This window comes from Riemerella columbipharyngis (assembly GCF_900101995.1).
Classification (GTDB): Bacteria; Bacteroidota; Bacteroidia; order Flavobacteriales; family Weeksellaceae; genus Riemerella; species Riemerella columbipharyngis.
This window is the reverse complement of sequence record NZ_FNAS01000001.1, coordinates 270,588-287,299: the sequence shown is the minus strand read 5'-3', so window position 1 is coordinate 287,299 and position 16,712 is coordinate 270,588. Positions and strand designations below refer to the sequence as shown.

Genomic DNA, 16,712 nt, shown 5'->3' with positions numbered 1-16,712 from the left:
TGTAATATTAATTAGCTTAAAACTTAAAATCTTGCACTTAACCCAACTTGGAAGGTATTGTTTCTATTTTTACCATCTTTGTTAGCCATATCTACAGAGCCATTTTTTGTTAAATCTGTGAAACCGGCTACATATCTCGCATTTATACCGAAATGCTCATTGATATTAAAGCCTGCTCCCAGCCCAAGCCCAAAGTCGAAAGAGTTGTAATTATCTTTATTGTTAAAATAATTCGCTACTTTTTCTATAGTTTGGTTACTGCTCTTGAACTTAGAGTTTACCAAGAAACTAAACTGAGGGCCTGCCTCCAAATAAAACTCCGGCACTACATTGTACTGGAACATTACCGGAACAGAAATATAGTCTAAATTCAAATTGGTATTGGTATTTTTATCTACTTTCGCTCCTACATTGTTGTAGATAACCTCCGGCTGGATACTGAAGTTCTCTGCCAAAGGTGCATTCATAAATACTCCGGCATAAAAACCAGCCTTACCTTTGGAATCACTGAAATCCCCGTCTTTAGAGATAGACGACAGATTGAGACCTGCTTTTACTCCATAATGTTGAGAGAATGCTAATGAACCGGTTGCGATAGCCAACCCTAAAACTAATTTTTTCATAATTTTTTCTTTTAATGTTATTTAATTTACGCTTCCTTTTTATCCGAAGCATCTCTATATATTCAAACTCTTTGCCAAACTTTATCTAACGAAAAGAACGAATAAATTCAATAACGAAAAAAAGAGTAAGAAAAAAAAAATACAACCAACTGGTAATGTGATAAAAAAAACTATTCTTTCTCCGGCAGTGCTTTTTTTAGTTTGATAAGTTCTGCTTTTACAAAATTCAATCTATCAATCATCTCCACCGTATCGCCGATACGAGGATTCGTGGTAAGTGCGGCTTTAGCACCGTCTAATGTATAGCCTTTTTCTTTTACCAGATAATAAATCATCTTGAGATTCCGCAAATCTTCTTTTGTAAAATAGCGATTGCCCTTAGCATTTCTTTTAGGTTGTATAATAGGAAACTCACTCTCCCAAAATCTAATCATAGAAGCATTAACATTAAACGCCTTAGCCAATTCGCCTATGGAATAGTATAATTTGTCCGGTAGATTTATTTCCATCAATTATTGATTTACTGCAAAGATAAATAATATCCGTATTTTTTCAAGCAAAAAATCATCTCCCGCAATACATTTGTCCGAAACTCCGAGATATATTAAATTTGCATAGAACATTACATCCCCAATAACATTATCGGATATAATACACCCAAAACAAAAACAGTGCTGCAAGATGCTTTTATTTGTAATGATGAGGATTTTTCAGAGGTTCATTTGACCTAAAATACAGTTAAAAAATATATTAAAACAATGAAAGAGATTTTAATCGCCACACACAACGAGCATAAAAAAGAAGAAATACAAAATATCTTGGGCAACGGGTTTTTAGTCAAAAGCCTATCCGACTACAATATCACGGAAGAGATAGAGGAAAACGGAAAAACCTTTAATGAAAATGCACTCATAAAAGCCCAATACTGCTTCGACAAAACTGGAGTCCCAAGTATAGGGGATGACAGCGGACTGGTAGTAGAGGCTCTAAACGGCAGACCCGGCATATTCTCTGCACGCTACGCCGGCGACCACGATTTTCAGTCCAATATCCAGAAGGTGTTGCACGAATTGGAAGGCATAGAAAACAGAAAAGCCTACTTCGTAACAGTAATGTGCCTTGTAGACAATGATGGCATTCAATATTTTGAGGGACGCATCAATGGGACTATCACCAAAGAAAACAAAGGGCATAAAGGGTTTGGCTACGACCCTATTTTCATTCCGGAAAACTGTGAAAAAACCTTTGCAGAAATGTTGCCGGAAGAAAAAAATAAAATCAGCCATAGACGCAGAGCCATTGATAAATTGCTAAAAATTTTAGTCTAATGCTAAAAGTCACAAAGAAGAACAAAGTCCTCTACTATTTGGAGGGATATAGCCGAATAATCTTTCCTTCTCATAAAAGTTATGACAAAGTACTCTCTCGGTTAGAAAAGAAATTACAAAAAAATACTTTGGATAAATGTAGAGAGAGGGTAGATTATTATTGCAAAACTTCATTGAGGAACGATGCCGCGTTACACAAAATAAAAGACTTGAAACACCCTAAAACCCCTAAGTCTTATTATTTTGACACCTATCAATACGCTTGTCTGTTTGATGAAGACATGGGAATTAATTTCTTGTTTGGTGATATTACTTCCGTTCCCGAGCTTCCTTCTATTGTAAAAAGCCGACCTATAAACGATTTTAACACCAATAGCATTATCCTTAAACTTGATAAAGCCAGACATTTTGTTTGGGTAAAAGATACCGTGCCTTTTTCTGAAAAAAAAGACATTCTACTGGGTAGAGGAGCTATATACCAAAGACACAGAGAGCATTTCTATGAGCTATATTTCGGTCATCCGCTATGTGATTTGGGACAGACCAACAAAGCTTGCCACCCCGAATGGCTAAAGCCCAAACTATCACTTCTAGAACATCTGAAATACAAATTCATACTAAGTCTTCAAGGAAATGATGTCGCCACAAATCTCAAATGGATAATGTCGTCAAAATCTTTGGCGGTAATGCCTAAACCTACTATAGAAACTTGGTTTATGGAAGGGATGCTAAAAGGTGGTATCCATTATATAGAAATAAAACCTGACTATTCCGATCTGGAAGAGACACTAAATTACTACATAAAAAATCCGAAAGAATGTATGAATATAGCTAATAATGCCAACGAATATATTACTCAATTCAAAAATAAAAATGCGGAAGACTATTGCTCTATACTCGTACTAAAAAAATACTTTGGGCTATAAATTATTTGAATCGATTTTATTTATCTTCCTAAAAGCTGTAAATTTGTACACAGAAAATAAATATGCATAACAATGGAAAATTATACAGAAAAAATACTTATCACAGGTGCTTTAGGGCAAATAGGAACAGAACTTACCACGAAATTGGTAGAGCTGTACGGTGCAGAAAATGTCATCGCATCAGGAATTGACGAATACAAAAAAGACATCACTACCGCTGGAAGGTATGAAAAAATAGATGTTACGCAGTTTGATGTATTAGAAAAATTCATCATTGAAAATAATATCACTACGGTTTATCACCTTGCATCTCTTCTCTCGGGAACCTCTGAAAAACAACCACTTTTTGCTTGGAAACTCAACCTGGAGCCTCTACTGCATCTTTGTGAATTGGCAAAAGAGGGACACCTTAAGAAAATATTTTGGCCAAGTTCTATTGCTGTATTTGGAAAGGGCATTCCAAAATTTGATGTCGGTCAAGAAGTTGTGCTAAACCCTACCACCGTGTATGGCATATCCAAATTGGCTGGCGAAAAATGGTGCGAATACTATCACGATAAATACGGCATAGATGTGAGAAGTATCCGCTACCCCGGACTTATCTCTTGGAAAGCTCCGGCAGGCGGCGGCACTACGGACTATGCCGTGGAAATATTCTATGAAGCTGTAGAGAATGGAAAATACACCAGTTTTATCTCAGAAAACACGGCAATGCCTATGCTCTATATGGACGACGCCATCAACGCCACCATAAAACTAATGCAATGCCCAGCGGATAAACTGAGCGTACACTCGTCTTACAACCTTGGCGGATTGTCTTTCACACCGGCGGAACTGGCAGCAGAAATTCAGAAAGAGATGCCACAGTTTCAGATAGATTACGCTCCTGATTTTAGGCAACAGATTGCCGACTCTTGGCCTTCTTCTATCGACGATAGTGTCGCTAAAAGAGATTGGGGACTATCTTATGATTTTGACATTACTAAAATGACGCAAGAAATGCTTAAAAATCTTAAAATAAAACTCAGGAAATAAGATTTTTGTCAATATAAAATAAGAAACCACCTCTAAGTAAAGGTGGTTATTTTATTAATTAACCGAATAATCCTTATAGAATTTAATCAAAATTTTATCACTCTTACCATCATTATCAAAGTCTTTAACTTGCTCTAATTCCATTTCATCATTCTTTAAACTTACTATTCTAAAAAATTGATTATTCGTAGTGTACATATTAAGAGTTAATTTATCCCCCTCCACACTATAACTATCTATATCATCGTTAAAAGAAATACAATTATCATTATCATCTTTGTAAGCATAATTTACCACGCCCATTCCATCATCATCAAACTCATAATAGTTAGTTTGACTATACTTATTCTTACAAAACTCTATATCCCTACTCCCTTTTGAACGCTCCCCATAGGACACCGTTTCTTTCTCTATCAGCTATTTTCCCAAGAACTTTTTCTTAATAGCTTCTTGATTCTGAGAGCTATTATTTCCTTTATCATTCCTACATGATGATAATGTGGCAACTGCCAATAAAAACATAGCTAAAAAAATACTTTTTTTCATATTACTTAAAATTAAAAATTAAACAATAGTACAAATATAAATAAAGTTATTAAATATGATAACCGTATGCCCATTTTTATACTCAACTTTGATTTTATTATTCTAAAAAAAGTGGATAAAAAAGATTTACAGTAGAAAATAGGTAGAAAAATCAAAGAACTGAGAGAAGAAAAAAAAGATGTTTCAGATGGATTTAGCCTATGCTTGTAACTTTGAAAAATCGAACTTATGCAGAATAGAAGCCGGCAATACATGCCCAAATGTATATACGCTTTATAAAATTGCTAAAAATCTAAATGTAGAACTACACGAACTATTAAATTTTGAACAAAAATAAAACGCCCCAAAAAAGCAAAAGACATCCTTACCTCCATACCCAATTTTAAATATTGTTCTCACCCCTTGGAGGCCCAATTTTTTGAAAAAGTGGAAGAACCGGAAATATGCGACTGCTGCAGAAAAGGTACATCTATCATTTATTTGGGACCATTTTATAGCGAGGAAACTATTGAAACGCTTTGCCCTAAATGCATTGCTTCAGGAAAAGCTGCAGAGAAATTTCAAGGTGAATTTGTTGATTTCGAAACGCTTACAGAATCCATTTCGGATCATCATAAAAAAGAATTATGCCTTCGCACTCCCTCTTACACTGGGCTTCAGCAAGAATATTGGCCGGATCATTGTGACGATTTCTGTGAATTTATCGCCTATGTAGGTTGGAAAGATATCATTGAAATGGGAATAGAAAATTCCATTGAATTTACCTCCAAATCCGAGCCATATTCAACTTATAAAGATATTGTCAATGGAAGTTCATGTCAAGGATATTTGTTTCGTTGTTTGAGTTGTAAAAAATATATTTTACACGTGGATTGTGATTAAAAATCACTTACTATGATAGATTGAGGAATTTAGCATTATAACTCCTCTCTCTGAACTTTTAAATATAAAATATAATCCACAAAACGAATGACTATTGACATCTATTACTATTTTATTACCTCAAATATGGTTTAGTTCACCTTACCTTTAAACAAAAAGTATTTAATATGTTATCAAAACTCAGTTTTTAATTTTAATTATAGCAGCTTGTAGATTATCGTAATAAATAACTATAGCTTCAAAGAATTTTCCTCTTCCTTCTTACGTTTAAGTTCTTCGTCGTACTCATGTAGAAGATTATGTTCGGGAGTTTGCTCTATAGCTTCCATTATTTTATCGAGAATCTGCTGGGCACTTTCATTTTCATAATCTATTTCCAATGGTTCTTTAAAATCCATCGTTGGCTCCACACCTGTCACTTTTACTAAAAGTCCTTTCTTATCGAATGCTCTTCGAAATCCATTTATTTTAATAGGAATAACAATGGGTTTTTGTTGTTTAATGAGTTTAGCTGTTCCTTTTCTACCTTGTGCGAAAGCCGAAGTAGTTCCTTGTGGAAAAGTAATCACCCAGCCATTATCCAATGCTTTCATAATGTTCTCCACTTCACTCATATCTACCATACGGTTTACAGATTTCCCTTCCGAACGCCAAGTTCGCTTTACCGTAACAGCCCCCGCCAGCTTAAATATCCTGGACAGCAGCCCTTTGTTCATCGTCTCTTTTGCTGCCACATAGTAAAAATCTACCTTAGGATTGAGCAGATATACAGGATTTTTGATGGTATTGAGGTAGCCGTTGTTTACCGCACAAAAAGTATGATACATAGCCGCTACATCTGCAAAATAAGTCTGATGATTAGACACAAATAGGACATTAGTATCCGGCAAATCCACCAAATACTCTGTCCCTGTGATTTTCAATTTATTAAATCCATTAAACCGTCTATAAGAAATTATTCCTAAAATAAAAATAATAAACCGCTTAATGAAATAAGGATTACCAAAAGAATCCGTAAATATATTTTTTTTAGGCATATTTTCTAAAAATAAGCAGCGACAAATTTACACTTTTTTCATTAACCGACTAAATTCACCAAGTACTACAAAAATTAAAATACCGCATACCGCTATGTGTGAAATACTTATACGCTACACCATGCATTAAAATCTATTATAAAATATTGTCTCTTTTAAGCCCAATTACTTTCTTCATTACTATTGGGGTTATACTTTTGACAAGAAAACTAAATTCCAATTTCCACTTGAAATCGTGTGTACCAATTATTTTTCTTATCTCCGTTGAGAAATTTGAAATTATTCTTCCCTGCCTCAAATTGAACTTTAAAGGAGTGCTCCCATATATATTTTGTCAAACCAAAAGAAAACTGATTGTGAACCGGCTGCCATCTTTGAATTTCTCTTTTGGGCTGATTATGCGAGTATCGTCCGATAATTTCCCAATGAGACGGGAAAGTATAGCTCAGCTGTCCATCGTAGCCATATCCTACCAATACATATTGTGATTGGCTTTGATCTTCGTTGTAAGTAATAGGATTTTTCGTATTGCGATTCATAAAAGAAGCCATCGCAGACCAGCCTTTGTACTTAAACATCGCATCTATAAGTACTGCCTGCAAATTTCTCCGTTCAAAGAGCGGATTTCCTCTTTGCCCTTGTGATTTTGAGGCATTGTGATTAAAGTGGTAAGTTCCGCCCAAATAAAGTTTGGGAGTAGGCTCTCTCATCAAATCACCTTCAAAAAATTCTCCTTTTTTCTTAAATCCGCCAAAAGGATAAAGCTCAACCCTCCCTGTATAAGCCAGCCCGTCTGTCGATTCATTAAAATTTCTACCATCGCCAGTAGAAATAGCACCTTTTAAATTATAGCCAAAACCACGATCTCCTACATGCAAATAAATCGCTTGAAAGCCAAAATCTCGGTCTATATTAAACATAGCATTATTGATAGAGCGATCCGTTAAATCCAACGCTCCGGAAGAGTTGTTTCGTTGACGATTTCCAGGTAATTTAGTTTGTCCAAAACCCAGTGTCAGCCTATCCGTAGCACGGTAAAATACGACAGCATCTCTAATAATATTTATATACTGTCCTTCTTTTGCTTTTCCTACATCTTCTGGTGCAAACGATAACTATATAGAATATAAAAACTTAGGATTTCCTACATATCCGTCAAATCTCAATCTTAAACGGCGAATAGCACCTTGAAATTTTGCCGGCTCGTGCTCCTGAAAACGAGCCTCTAACCGATTTTGTATTCTAAAACGCAAATTCAACTGAAACAAACTATCGGGAGAAGTAATACCAACACCTTTACCAAAATTATAATACGGTAAGACATCAAGCTGAGACGGCTGTTGAATTACTCTAATCTTAGTAGAATCTCTATTGGGAAAAACCAGTAGCTTTTCTTGAGCCTTACCCCAAAAGCATAAAATAAGGACAAAAACATTAAAAATCTTTTTCATACACAACAACTTTATCTTGTCACAAAAATTTAATAAAAGTCATCTATTATTCTATTTCATCAGTCATTTTCATTTCAAAAATCCTATCAAATTATAACGGCAAGTCTCAAAAACATCTTTTATATTACAATTCTCAAGCTTACTTATTCCGAGCTGCCCATTTTGAAAGATTGGCAAAAAGTCCGCCTAAAATCCCCCCTATACCTGCACCAAAAAGTATATCCAGCGGATAATGTACACCTAAATAAATCCTACTGTACGAAACTAAAACAGCCCAAGGGAATAACAACACCCAAAAACCGCGTATTTTTCCATTAAAAATAATATAAAGAAAGTTTGCCAGAAAAAAAGAATTAGACGCGTGCGACGAATAAAAGCCAAAAGCACCTCCACATTCAACAATACGCATATGAGGCATAATCAGAGGATCATGGCAAGGTCTCAAACGCTCTACCGAAAACTTAAAAATATTAGCCAGCTGGTCAGAGCAAATCACTCCGAGAGTAATAAAAATCAAAATATAAATACTCTGCTTCTTAGAAAAATTTTTGAATATTAGATACAAGAATATCATATATAGTGGCACCCAAGTAAGTTTACTCGATACCATCACCCAAAATGGGTCAAATGCCTTAGCTCCTAAATTGTTTAGGTATAAGAAAATGGAATGGTCTATATTTATCAAACGGTCTATCATCTGCTTACAGGACCTTCGTGGTCGTCTTGTAGGTGGCTTTCTATCTGCTGTTGTTTTTCTTCTATTTTAGCATTAAAATTCTGTATCTCTGTGATTTCTTTTTTAATATTTTTCATTGGGTTAATATCTTTCACGGATTTTTTCACTTCTTCTATCTCTTTTTTTATTTCAGAGACAGGATTATCCGCATCTTTTAGAATTTCTGTTTTAATATCCTCCATAGCACCCCGCATTTTTCGAACGCCTCTGCCTAATTCCCTTGCCATTTCAGGAATCTTCTTCGGTCCAAAAAGCACAACGATTACCAGTATGATAACCAACATTTCACTGAAGCTAAAATCACCCATTTTAAAAATATTTATTTCAGATTAACAAATCAGATGACAAAGTTAATTAAATTTTGTAAACACTCACACAGAGTAAAAAGCATTCGCCCAGCTCTCCATAAATTCAAAAATTTATTAAACTTTCTATTCTCACAAAATATTCGGATAAAATCATCATTAGAAAATGGATAAATATGAGTTCTTATTTTTTTATCTTTGCAAAAAAATAGTTGATAAAATGTCAGAAAGAAAAATGATTACGGCGGCATTACCTTATGCCAATGGTCCCGTTCATATAGGGCACCTCGCAGGGGTATATATCCCTGCCGATGTTTATGCGAGATTTCAGAGAAGACTTGGAAAAGATGTTGCATTTATATGCGGCTCCGATGAACACGGCATTCCCATAACCATTCGTGCTAAAAAAGAGGGAGTAACGCCTCAGGATATTGTAGATAAATACCATACTATCATTAAAAATTGTTTCGAAGATTTGGGTATTTCCTTTGACGAATATTCTCGGACGACAAGTGCCGAACACTACAAAACCGCTTCGGATTTCTTCACAACATTATATAGTAAAAATAAATTTACGGAAGAAATTTCCGAACAATTTTATGATGAGCAAGCCGGAGAATTCTTGGCAGATCGCTACATTGTGGGAAGCTGCCCAAAATGTGGCAATGACAATGCCTATGGCGACCAATGCGAGAAATGCGGATCTACCCTATCTCCTACAGAGCTCATCAATCCTAAATCTATGCTCAGCGGCAATATACCTACACTCAAATCTACGAAAAACTGGTATCTCCCGCTCAACGAATACGAGGATTTTCTGAACCAATGGATTATCGAAGGGCATAGAGACGACTGGAAACCCAATGTATATGGACAAGTAAAATCTTGGCTCAATGACGGACTGAAACCTCGTGCGATGACCCGTGACCTCAACTGGGGCGTACCCGTACCACTTCCCGATGCAGAGGGCAAAGTGCTGTATGTTTGGTTCGATGCACCGATAGGCTATATTTCGTTCACAAAAGAATGGGCAGCGAAAAATGGTAAAAATTGGGAAGACTTCTGGCAAAATGAAAATACAGATTTAATCCATTTTATAGGTAAAGACAATATCGTTTTTCATTGCATCATTTTCCCTGCAATGATGAAGGCGCACGGAGACTTTATAATGCCAAAGAATGTTCCGGCATTTGAGTTTCTTAACCTTGAAAATGATAAAATATCCACCTCTCGCAATTGGGCAGTATGGGCACATGAATATGTAAAGGATTTCCCGGGACAGCAAGATGTTTTGCGCTATGCCCTACTCTCTTCCGCTCCGGAAACCAAGGATAACAACTTTACTTGGAAAGAGTTTCAGACTAAAAATAATTCCGAACTGGTAGGAATTTTCGGTAATTTCATCAATCGCGTAGCCGTACTGATACACAAGTACTACGGCGGCATAGTACCAGAAGGCAATAAAGAGACAGAACAGCTCAAAGAAATCACCAAAACAGCAGCAGAAATTCATCAATATTTGGATAATTTTGAGTTTAGAAATGCACTAAGCGCATTGATGAACTTGGCACGATTTGGAAATCAGTTTTTACAAACAGAAGAGCCATGGAAAAGCATAAAAACAGATCCCGAAAAAACGGTTCAGACGCTCTTTATCGGTGCACAGATAGCCGTTGCTTTGGCACAGATGTGCGAACCTTTTATGCCGTTTAGCTCGGAAAAATTACTGGCAATATTCAATGTAGAGAAAGCCAATTGGAACAACATTTCCGAAGTGCTAATCCCTGCCGGACACCGCATAAATGAAGCAACGCTGCTATTCTCAAAAATAGAAGACTGCGTAATTGATGCTCAAATCCAAAAATTAGAAGATACAAAAGCAAATAATAAGAAAACAAACCCTAATGCAAAACCTATGAAAGAGGAAATTTCGTTTGACGACTTTACTAAGCTCGATCTAAGAACCGCCACCATATTGGAGGCCGAAAAAGTAGAGAAAGCCGACAAACTACTGAAACTAAAAGTGGATACAGGCGTAGATGTAAGAACTGTAGTATCGGGTATCGCGGAGAGCTTTTCTCCGGAAGAATGCGTAGGCAAACAGGTGATGATACTCCTTAACCTTGCTCCGAGAAAAATACGAGGCATAGAAAGCCAAGGAATGCTACTCCTAACCACCAAGCCAGACGGCAAACTCTCTTTCGTAACCCCTGAAGACAAGGTAGAAAACGGAATAGAAATAGGATAATCTCTCTCCTATATATTTAGAATTAAAACCTCATTAAAAGAACCTATTTTTGTTTTTTTTAATGGGGTTTTATCTTACCCCCTTCCATTAAATAACAATCCGAATTCTAAAATATTAAAAGTATTCTTGAAAATTCAGATGACGGATTAGATACTTAACTTCTCTAATTTTCATTTCATTAATTTTTATATGCTTAGAACTCCATAATATCTTTACTAATAAAATTATATCTTCTCTCTATTATCTTTTCCAAGTATTCATCGAAACTATCTGCTATTACTTTAAACTCATCAGGATCGTGTAAAAACCTAATTATTTGCCCTACTTTTCCTCTTTCAGACGGACAAAAATCTATAAATAACTGGGAGGTCCCGCCGTTATTCATACAATCTGAAAAATGCAGCCATCGTATAGAATCAGCATTATCTGTTATTTTTTCATCTATTTCAGCCTCGTCATACTTTCTTTCAATGAAATCAGAATAGTATTTTTTCGCTATCTCTTGATTTTCGATAATTTGTTCAGAAGATAATAAATAATAAGGATCCCCCTTAATGTCAGAGCCAAGAAAAAATAAAGTAAGTTCCTCTCCCATATACTCTCTCCAATAGGTTCCATCGACACACTCTAATAATTGCAACAAGGTATTAGGAATTTTAGGATATATTTTTTTGAATTTATCTAAATCTTCTTTTCTCGCTCCGTATACAATTTTTTCAAAATGAGACCAAGCTTCTTTACCATTATTCCTAAGATAGGCAGACTTAAGCCCTTGAATATATTTTTCTGCTGTATTCATAGTTAATAAATTTAGCATATATCTATACAGAATAGTACCACCCACATCTATTCTTAGATTGACTAAAGTTAATATTTCTTATAATTTTGAATAAAAATAGGATTGAAGACAGTTCATTTACGCTCTTTTGGTCTGGCATATTTTTATTATTTTAAAAAATATTTTTCCTATAATAATTTGGTGTTTCAATAAGTTTAATAATAGTACAATTGCATTTACAATACTGTCGCCGTTAAATACTTTACTACAATTATTCTCCTTCCATTTGTTATTTTTAGATCTTATACTTTGGAAATAAAATGATATACATATAGTTATAGAATTATACTATCTATTATTTTTTCTACCACATATTTCCCTAAGGAGCAAGGCGGACTATCTCCCAGTCGTAGTTTTCGTTTAGTGTATATAAAATCCTATCGTGCAGACGGCTGGGACGCCCCTGCCAAAACTCTATCTCATAGGGCTTCGCTATGTAGCCTCCCCAGTGCTTGGGTCTCGGTACTTCTTTCCCCTCAAACTCTTGTTCCAACAAATGTAATTTTTCCTCCAAAAAAGTTCTATCGGGAATGACTTCGCTCTGAGGCGATACGACTGCCCCCAGCTGGCTGCCTCTGGGACGGGAAGAAAAATAGCCGTCGCTTAAATTTTCCGGAAGTTTTTCCAAATCTGCTTTAATGATAATTTGCCGTTCCAAAGGCGGCCAAAAAAAATGCAAACAAGCTTTGGAATTAACCTCTATAGCTCTCCCCTTCCTACTCATATAGTTTGTGTAGAAGATAAAGCCCTCCCAGGTGTAGGCTTTCAGCAGTACCATCCTCGTTCTGGGGCATTGGTCGCTTTCCATAGTGGAAATACTCATCGCATTGGCTTCAGAAATCATAGAATGCTCCTCCGCTTCCAAGAACCAATCCCGAAACTGCTCTATCGGATTTTCCTTGATTTGGCTCTCCAGTAGAGCATCTTTATCATAAATTTTTCTTTTATCGTGTAAGTTTTCCATTTTTTTTATACTTTTGAATATGAATATTTCTTACAAAGGTAAAATTTTAATTTCTACTCCCAATATTTCGGGGGATATATTTTCACGTTCAGTAGTCCTTATCATTGAACATAATGAAGAGGGGGCTATGGGACTTATCATTAACAAAAAAAACGAAATACTCTCCAAGCGTTTTAGAGAGGTATTCGGAGTGGATATAAAAGTCTATGAAGGCGGCCCCGTAGAGCCGAACAGATTGTTATTCATCATAAAAAGCCATCAAGAAATCTTAGGCGAAAAAATAGACCGCCAATACTACTTTACCAATGATGCCGAAGAAGTGGTCAACAAAATTTTTGAAAACAAAATAACAATAGATGACATTAAAGTTTTTTCCGGCTATTCGGGCTGGACTAAAAATCAATTAGACAACGAAATATCACACCGCTTTTGGCAAGAAGCACAGAGTTCTGCTATCGACTATACTGCAAGTTATGATGATACTTTATGGAAATTCATTATGCAAAATTTAGGCGATGATTTTTTGATTTGGGCTAATGCACCAAAAGATATCAGGCTCAATTAAATTTGGAATAATTTTTTCATTGTGAAAGTTATAAAATTTAAAAATAAGAATATGAAAAAGTATGTTTTTTTACTCCCTTTATTTCTGATACTCGGCTTAGTGGTATCGTGCAATTCCTTCAATGTCAGTACGGATTATCTAAAATCTACTAATTTCGCACAGTACAAAACTTTTGAAATTAGAACGGACCACTTGAAACTTAACGATATAGATAAGCAAAGGGTTATAGACAATATCACAAAAACGCTTACCGAGAAAGGGCTTAGTGTATCCGCTTCCTCGGACTTAATTGTAAATATAACCGCTTCGCACAAAACCGTACAAGACCTACAGCCAAGATACTCTTTCGGCTGGGATTGGAGACCTTGGTATAGCCCATGGGGATTTGGTATGGGTACTGCTTGGACTCAAAGTTACAATTCCGGGAAACTCACCGTAGATTTGATAGATGCCAAGACTAACAAACTCGTTTGGCAAGGTATCGGCGACGGCATCAATGTAGATTCTCCTAAATCTAAGCAAAAACAAATTCCTGAAATTATTTCTCAGATATTGGGCAACTATCCGCCCAAAACAAAATAATCACAAGATACCCCTAACATACTGGGGTATTTTTTAGATTAACCAAAATAAAAGTAATAAAAATGAACGAAATATGGCAAGGCCGCTACGACGGCGACAGCCCCTTATACCACAGACTGTTCCAAAAAGTAATCATTGCAGAGGATTATCAAGCTATTGCTCCCAACGATTTTGTCCTTCACGGTTTTGCAGTAGATGAAGGCGTAAGGCGAAATAAAGGCAGAATAGGAGCTAAAGACGCACCTGACATCATTAGAAAAAATATGTCTAATTTCCCTGTGGTTACACCTAATTTCAGGCTGTTGGACTTTGGAAATATTTACTGCGAAGACGGAAATTTGGAACAAAGCCAAGCAAATCTGGCAGGAAAAGTTTCTTTAGCCTTATCTTCTAAAGCTAAGTCTATTGTCTTAGGTGGCGGCCACGAGGTTACTTTTGCACACTACTCCGGAATTAGAAAAGCCTTTCCAAACCAAAAAATAGGCGTCATCAATATCGATGCCCACTTTGATAACCGAGAGCCCGAAAACCATCTCTCTTCCTCCGGAACAGGATTTTACCAGATTGCGGAAGAAGGCGAAATACACTCTCTGCACATTGGAATACAGCGAAACAGCAATACACTGAAGCTCTTTGATGATGCCCACAGATTAGGTATGAAATACATACTTTCGGAAGGACTCTTTTTTGAAAATCTTCCCAAAATATACGAAGCTATTAACACCCTATCGGAAGAAGTAGATATACTCTATCTCACCATTTGTATGGATGTATTCAATGCCGGTATAGCACCGGGAGTGAGTGCTGTAGCTTACAACGGAATTTTTGCCGATACACCTTTCTTATTGTTTTTCAAACATATCCTTAAAAATGAAAAACTCTTAGCAATGGATGTAGCAGAAGTAAATCCCAAATACGATATAGCAAATCGCACAGCAAGGCTCGCTGCCAGCCTCGTAAACGAATGGTTTATGATTTAATGATATAAAGTAAATAAATAATATACAATGCAAAATCTAATTCAAGACAAATTGTCTTTAGCCCAAAAAAGCTATCAAGAATGGCGATTTATAACTTTTGAGAAAAAACAAAATCTATTCAAAAAACTTTCTGATATCCTACTGGAAAACAAAGAAATCTATGCCGAAATAATTACTTCTGAGATGAATAAACCGATATCTCAATCCATCGCAGAAGTAGAAAAGTGTGCGATGATGGTGAATTTCTATGCCAAAGCAGAAAACATTTTAGCTCCGGAAAAGATAAAAACCAATTTTAACATCAGTGAGATTCACCATACTCCTATGGGAGTTATACTCGGGGTAATGCCTTGGAACTATCCTTTTTGGCAAGTTCTAAGATTTGCTACGCCAACTATATTGGCTGGTAACACTGTCGTAATGAAGCATGCAAGCATTTGTTTCGGTACGGGTAGAGCCATCGAAGAAGCATTCACAAAAGCAGGTTTCCCAAAAGGCATTTTTCAAAATTTTGAATTAGGGCACTCCGAAATCAAGGAAATTATAGAGCATCCTATCGTAAAAGGAGTAAGTCTCACTGGCAGCGAAGAGGCTGGAGCTATGGTGGCTTCCATTGCAGGTAAGAGTATAAAAAAATCCGTCCTGGAGCTTGGCGGAAGTGATGCATACATTGTTTTGGAAGATGCTGATTTGCAAAAAGCAGCCAAAATAGGAGCTTTCGCGAGATTACAAAATTGTGGGCAAACTTGCGTGGCCGCAAAAAGATTTATCATTCATAAAAACATAAAGGACTCTTTTTTGAATTTGTTTATAGATGAATATCGGAAGTACCAACCCGAAAACCCATGGAACAAGAGTACTACACTATCCGGTATGGCAAGGAAAGACCTGGCAGACGAGTTGGAAAACCAATATCAAAAAACAATAGACGGCGGAGCTGAAATCTTAATCCCGCTGGAAAGGGTTTCGGATAATGAATTTATTCCCGGATTGGTTTTAGTAGAAAAAGATCATCCGATATTGAGCGAAGAAATCTTCGGACCGCTTGGATTGGTTCTGATTGCAGAAAGCGACGATGATGCCCTATCTCTGGCTAATGATATCCCCTATGGACTAGGCAATGCGGTATGGACGAAAAACTCCGAGAAAGCGATGTATTTTGCGGAACGACTGGACTCCGGCACCGTGGCTATCAACTCAATGACTAAATCTGACCCTAACCTGCCTTTTGGTGGTGCCAAACGCTCGGGATACGGAACAGAACTGTCTCTACAAGCCTTGAAAGAATTTACTATTCCTAAAACAATTGTAAAAGAATAGTGTTTTTAATCCCTAAAACAAGACTGCATTAAATGACCTATCATTCTAAAAGTTGTTTTGATACCTATTGTTTTTTAATTTATATTTGCATAGTTATGTTATGAATATAAATAGAATTATAACAGCTCCTGCAATAGCTATGATAAAGTTTTATCAATACGCTATATCGCCGTGGCTGGGAAAAAACTGCCGCTATACGCCTACATGCTCTCAGTACACCTTGCAAGCATTGCGAGAATATGGGCTGATAAAGGGTATGTGGCTGGGCATAAAAAGAATTTCCAGATGCCATCCTTGGGGCGGCAGCGGATATGACCCCGTACCAAATAAAAAAAATTGATACCAA

At 36.3% G+C, this 16,712-nt stretch carries 19 protein-coding genes and 1 pseudogene; 11 read left to right on the top strand and 9 right to left on the bottom strand.

Annotated features, from left to right (window positions below; all coding sequences use genetic code 11):
- Nucleotides 1–23: 23 nt before the first annotated feature.
- Nucleotides 24–623, bottom strand: a complete 600-nt coding sequence (locus BLS89_RS01260; RefSeq protein ID WP_092735690.1) for a porin family protein — start codon at nucleotides 621–623, stop codon at nucleotides 24–26.
- Nucleotides 624–793: 170 nt separating this feature from the next.
- Entirely contained in the window at nucleotides 794–1,132 is a 339-nt protein-coding gene (locus BLS89_RS01255; protein WP_092735689.1) for a MerR family transcriptional regulator, read from the bottom strand.
- 249 nt (nucleotides 1,133–1,381) lie between these two features.
- On the opposite strand from BLS89_RS01255, the gene rdgB reads away from it, so the two are divergent.
- The 3 genes from rdgB (at nucleotide 1,382) to BLS89_RS01240 (ending at nucleotide 3,912) form a co-directional block, all read left to right on the top strand.
- Nucleotides 1,382–1,951 carry an RdgB/HAM1 family non-canonical purine NTP pyrophosphatase gene (gene rdgB, locus BLS89_RS01250; RefSeq protein WP_092735688.1) on the top strand — a complete coding sequence of 190 codons (570 nt, stop codon included), beginning with the start codon at nucleotides 1,382–1,384 and terminating at the stop codon, nucleotides 1,949–1,951.
- The gene (locus tag BLS89_RS01245; protein ID WP_092735687.1) at nucleotides 1,951–2,877 is read left to right on the top strand and encodes a glycosyl transferase family 90; all 927 of its coding nucleotides are present in this window, start codon (nucleotides 1,951–1,953) and stop codon (nucleotides 2,875–2,877) included. Before rdgB ends, BLS89_RS01245 begins: the two co-directional genes overlap by 1 nt.
- Nucleotides 2,878–2,949: 72 nt before the next feature.
- Nucleotides 2,950–3,912: an NAD-dependent epimerase/dehydratase family protein gene (locus BLS89_RS01240; protein ID WP_092735686.1), complete on the top strand. Its 963-nt coding sequence runs from the start codon at nucleotides 2,950–2,952 to the stop codon at nucleotides 3,910–3,912.
- Nucleotides 3,913–3,966: 54 nt separating this feature from the next.
- Here BLS89_RS01240 and BLS89_RS01235 read toward each other — a convergent pair whose 3' ends face one another.
- Nucleotides 3,967–4,311 (bottom strand): lipocalin-like domain-containing protein, encoded by a 345-nt coding sequence (locus BLS89_RS01235; protein ID WP_176763205.1) that lies wholly within the window; start codon nucleotides 4,309–4,311, stop codon nucleotides 3,967–3,969.
- A gap of 334 nt (nucleotides 4,312–4,645) precedes the next feature.
- Between BLS89_RS01235 and BLS89_RS10865 the strand changes: the two genes are divergently transcribed.
- The gene (locus BLS89_RS10865; protein WP_245688756.1) at nucleotides 4,646–4,795 is read left to right on the top strand and encodes a helix-turn-helix transcriptional regulator; all 150 of its coding nucleotides are present in this window, start codon (nucleotides 4,646–4,648) and stop codon (nucleotides 4,793–4,795) included.
- The gene (locus tag BLS89_RS01225; RefSeq protein ID WP_317039405.1) at nucleotides 4,792–5,340 is read left to right on the top strand and encodes a CbrC family protein; all 549 of its coding nucleotides are present in this window, start codon (nucleotides 4,792–4,794) and stop codon (nucleotides 5,338–5,340) included. The genes BLS89_RS10865 and BLS89_RS01225 overlap by 4 nt, the downstream gene beginning before the upstream one ends.
- A gap of 230 nt (nucleotides 5,341–5,570) precedes the next feature.
- On the opposite strand, the gene BLS89_RS01220 is transcribed toward BLS89_RS01225, so the two are convergent.
- The 4 genes and pseudogenes from BLS89_RS01220 to BLS89_RS01205 form a co-directional block, all read right to left on the bottom strand.
- Nucleotides 5,571–6,377 carry a lysophospholipid acyltransferase family protein gene (locus BLS89_RS01220; protein ID WP_092735683.1) on the bottom strand — a complete coding sequence of 269 codons (807 nt, stop codon included), beginning with the start codon at nucleotides 6,375–6,377 and terminating at the stop codon, nucleotides 5,571–5,573.
- A gap of 209 nt (nucleotides 6,378–6,586) precedes the next feature.
- Nucleotides 6,587–7,828, bottom strand: a pseudogene (locus BLS89_RS01215) (porin).
- Between the two features lie 139 nt (nucleotides 7,829–7,967).
- Nucleotides 7,968–8,522 carry a phosphatase PAP2 family protein gene (locus BLS89_RS01210; RefSeq protein ID WP_092735744.1) on the bottom strand — a complete coding sequence of 185 codons (555 nt, stop codon included), beginning with the start codon at nucleotides 8,520–8,522 and terminating at the stop codon, nucleotides 7,968–7,970.
- Entirely contained in the window at nucleotides 8,522–8,872 is a 351-nt protein-coding gene (locus tag BLS89_RS01205; protein ID WP_176763204.1) for a Sec-independent protein translocase subunit TatA/TatB, read from the bottom strand. The genes BLS89_RS01210 and BLS89_RS01205 overlap by 1 nt, the downstream gene beginning before the upstream one ends.
- A gap of 217 nt (nucleotides 8,873–9,089) precedes the next feature.
- Here BLS89_RS01205 and metG point away from each other — a divergent pair, with 217 nt between their 5' ends.
- Nucleotides 9,090–11,117, top strand: a complete 2,028-nt coding sequence (gene metG, locus BLS89_RS01200; protein ID WP_092735682.1) for a methionine--tRNA ligase — start codon at nucleotides 9,090–9,092, stop codon at nucleotides 11,115–11,117.
- Between the two features lie 193 nt (nucleotides 11,118–11,310).
- On the opposite strand, the gene BLS89_RS01195 is transcribed toward metG, so the two are convergent.
- Together BLS89_RS01195 and pdxH are read right to left on the bottom strand one after the other, a co-directional pair.
- Nucleotides 11,311–11,916, bottom strand: coding sequence for an SMI1/KNR4 family protein (locus tag BLS89_RS01195; RefSeq protein WP_092735681.1), 606 nt, complete (start codon nucleotides 11,914–11,916; stop codon nucleotides 11,311–11,313).
- Nucleotides 11,917–12,274: 358 nt separating this feature from the next.
- Entirely contained in the window at nucleotides 12,275–12,919 is a 645-nt protein-coding gene (gene pdxH, locus BLS89_RS01190) for a pyridoxamine 5'-phosphate oxidase (RefSeq protein ID WP_092735680.1), read from the bottom strand.
- Nucleotides 12,920–12,938: 19 nt separating this feature from the next.
- Between pdxH and BLS89_RS01185 the strand changes: the two genes are divergently transcribed.
- The 5 genes from BLS89_RS01185 (at nucleotide 12,939) to yidD (ending at nucleotide 16,706) form a co-directional block, all read left to right on the top strand.
- Nucleotides 12,939–13,484: a YqgE/AlgH family protein gene (locus BLS89_RS01185; RefSeq protein ID WP_092735679.1), complete on the top strand. Its 546-nt coding sequence runs from the start codon at nucleotides 12,939–12,941 to the stop codon at nucleotides 13,482–13,484.
- A gap of 51 nt (nucleotides 13,485–13,535) precedes the next feature.
- The gene (locus BLS89_RS01180; protein ID WP_092735742.1) at nucleotides 13,536–14,066 is read left to right on the top strand and encodes a DUF4136 domain-containing protein; all 531 of its coding nucleotides are present in this window, start codon (nucleotides 13,536–13,538) and stop codon (nucleotides 14,064–14,066) included.
- A 62-nt stretch (nucleotides 14,067–14,128) separates the two neighbouring features.
- Nucleotides 14,129–15,046: a formimidoylglutamase gene (gene hutG, locus BLS89_RS01175; RefSeq protein WP_092735678.1), complete on the top strand. Its 918-nt coding sequence runs from the start codon at nucleotides 14,129–14,131 to the stop codon at nucleotides 15,044–15,046.
- Between the two features lie 27 nt (nucleotides 15,047–15,073).
- Complete coding sequence (locus tag BLS89_RS01170) at nucleotides 15,074–16,366, top strand: aldehyde dehydrogenase family protein (RefSeq protein WP_176763203.1); 1,293 nt, start codon at nucleotides 15,074–15,076, stop codon at nucleotides 16,364–16,366.
- Between the two features lie 100 nt (nucleotides 16,367–16,466).
- Nucleotides 16,467–16,706, top strand: a complete 240-nt coding sequence (gene yidD / locus BLS89_RS01165) for a membrane protein insertion efficiency factor YidD (RefSeq protein ID WP_092735677.1) — start codon at nucleotides 16,467–16,469, stop codon at nucleotides 16,704–16,706.
- The last annotated feature ends 6 nt before the right edge of the window (nucleotides 16,707–16,712 follow it).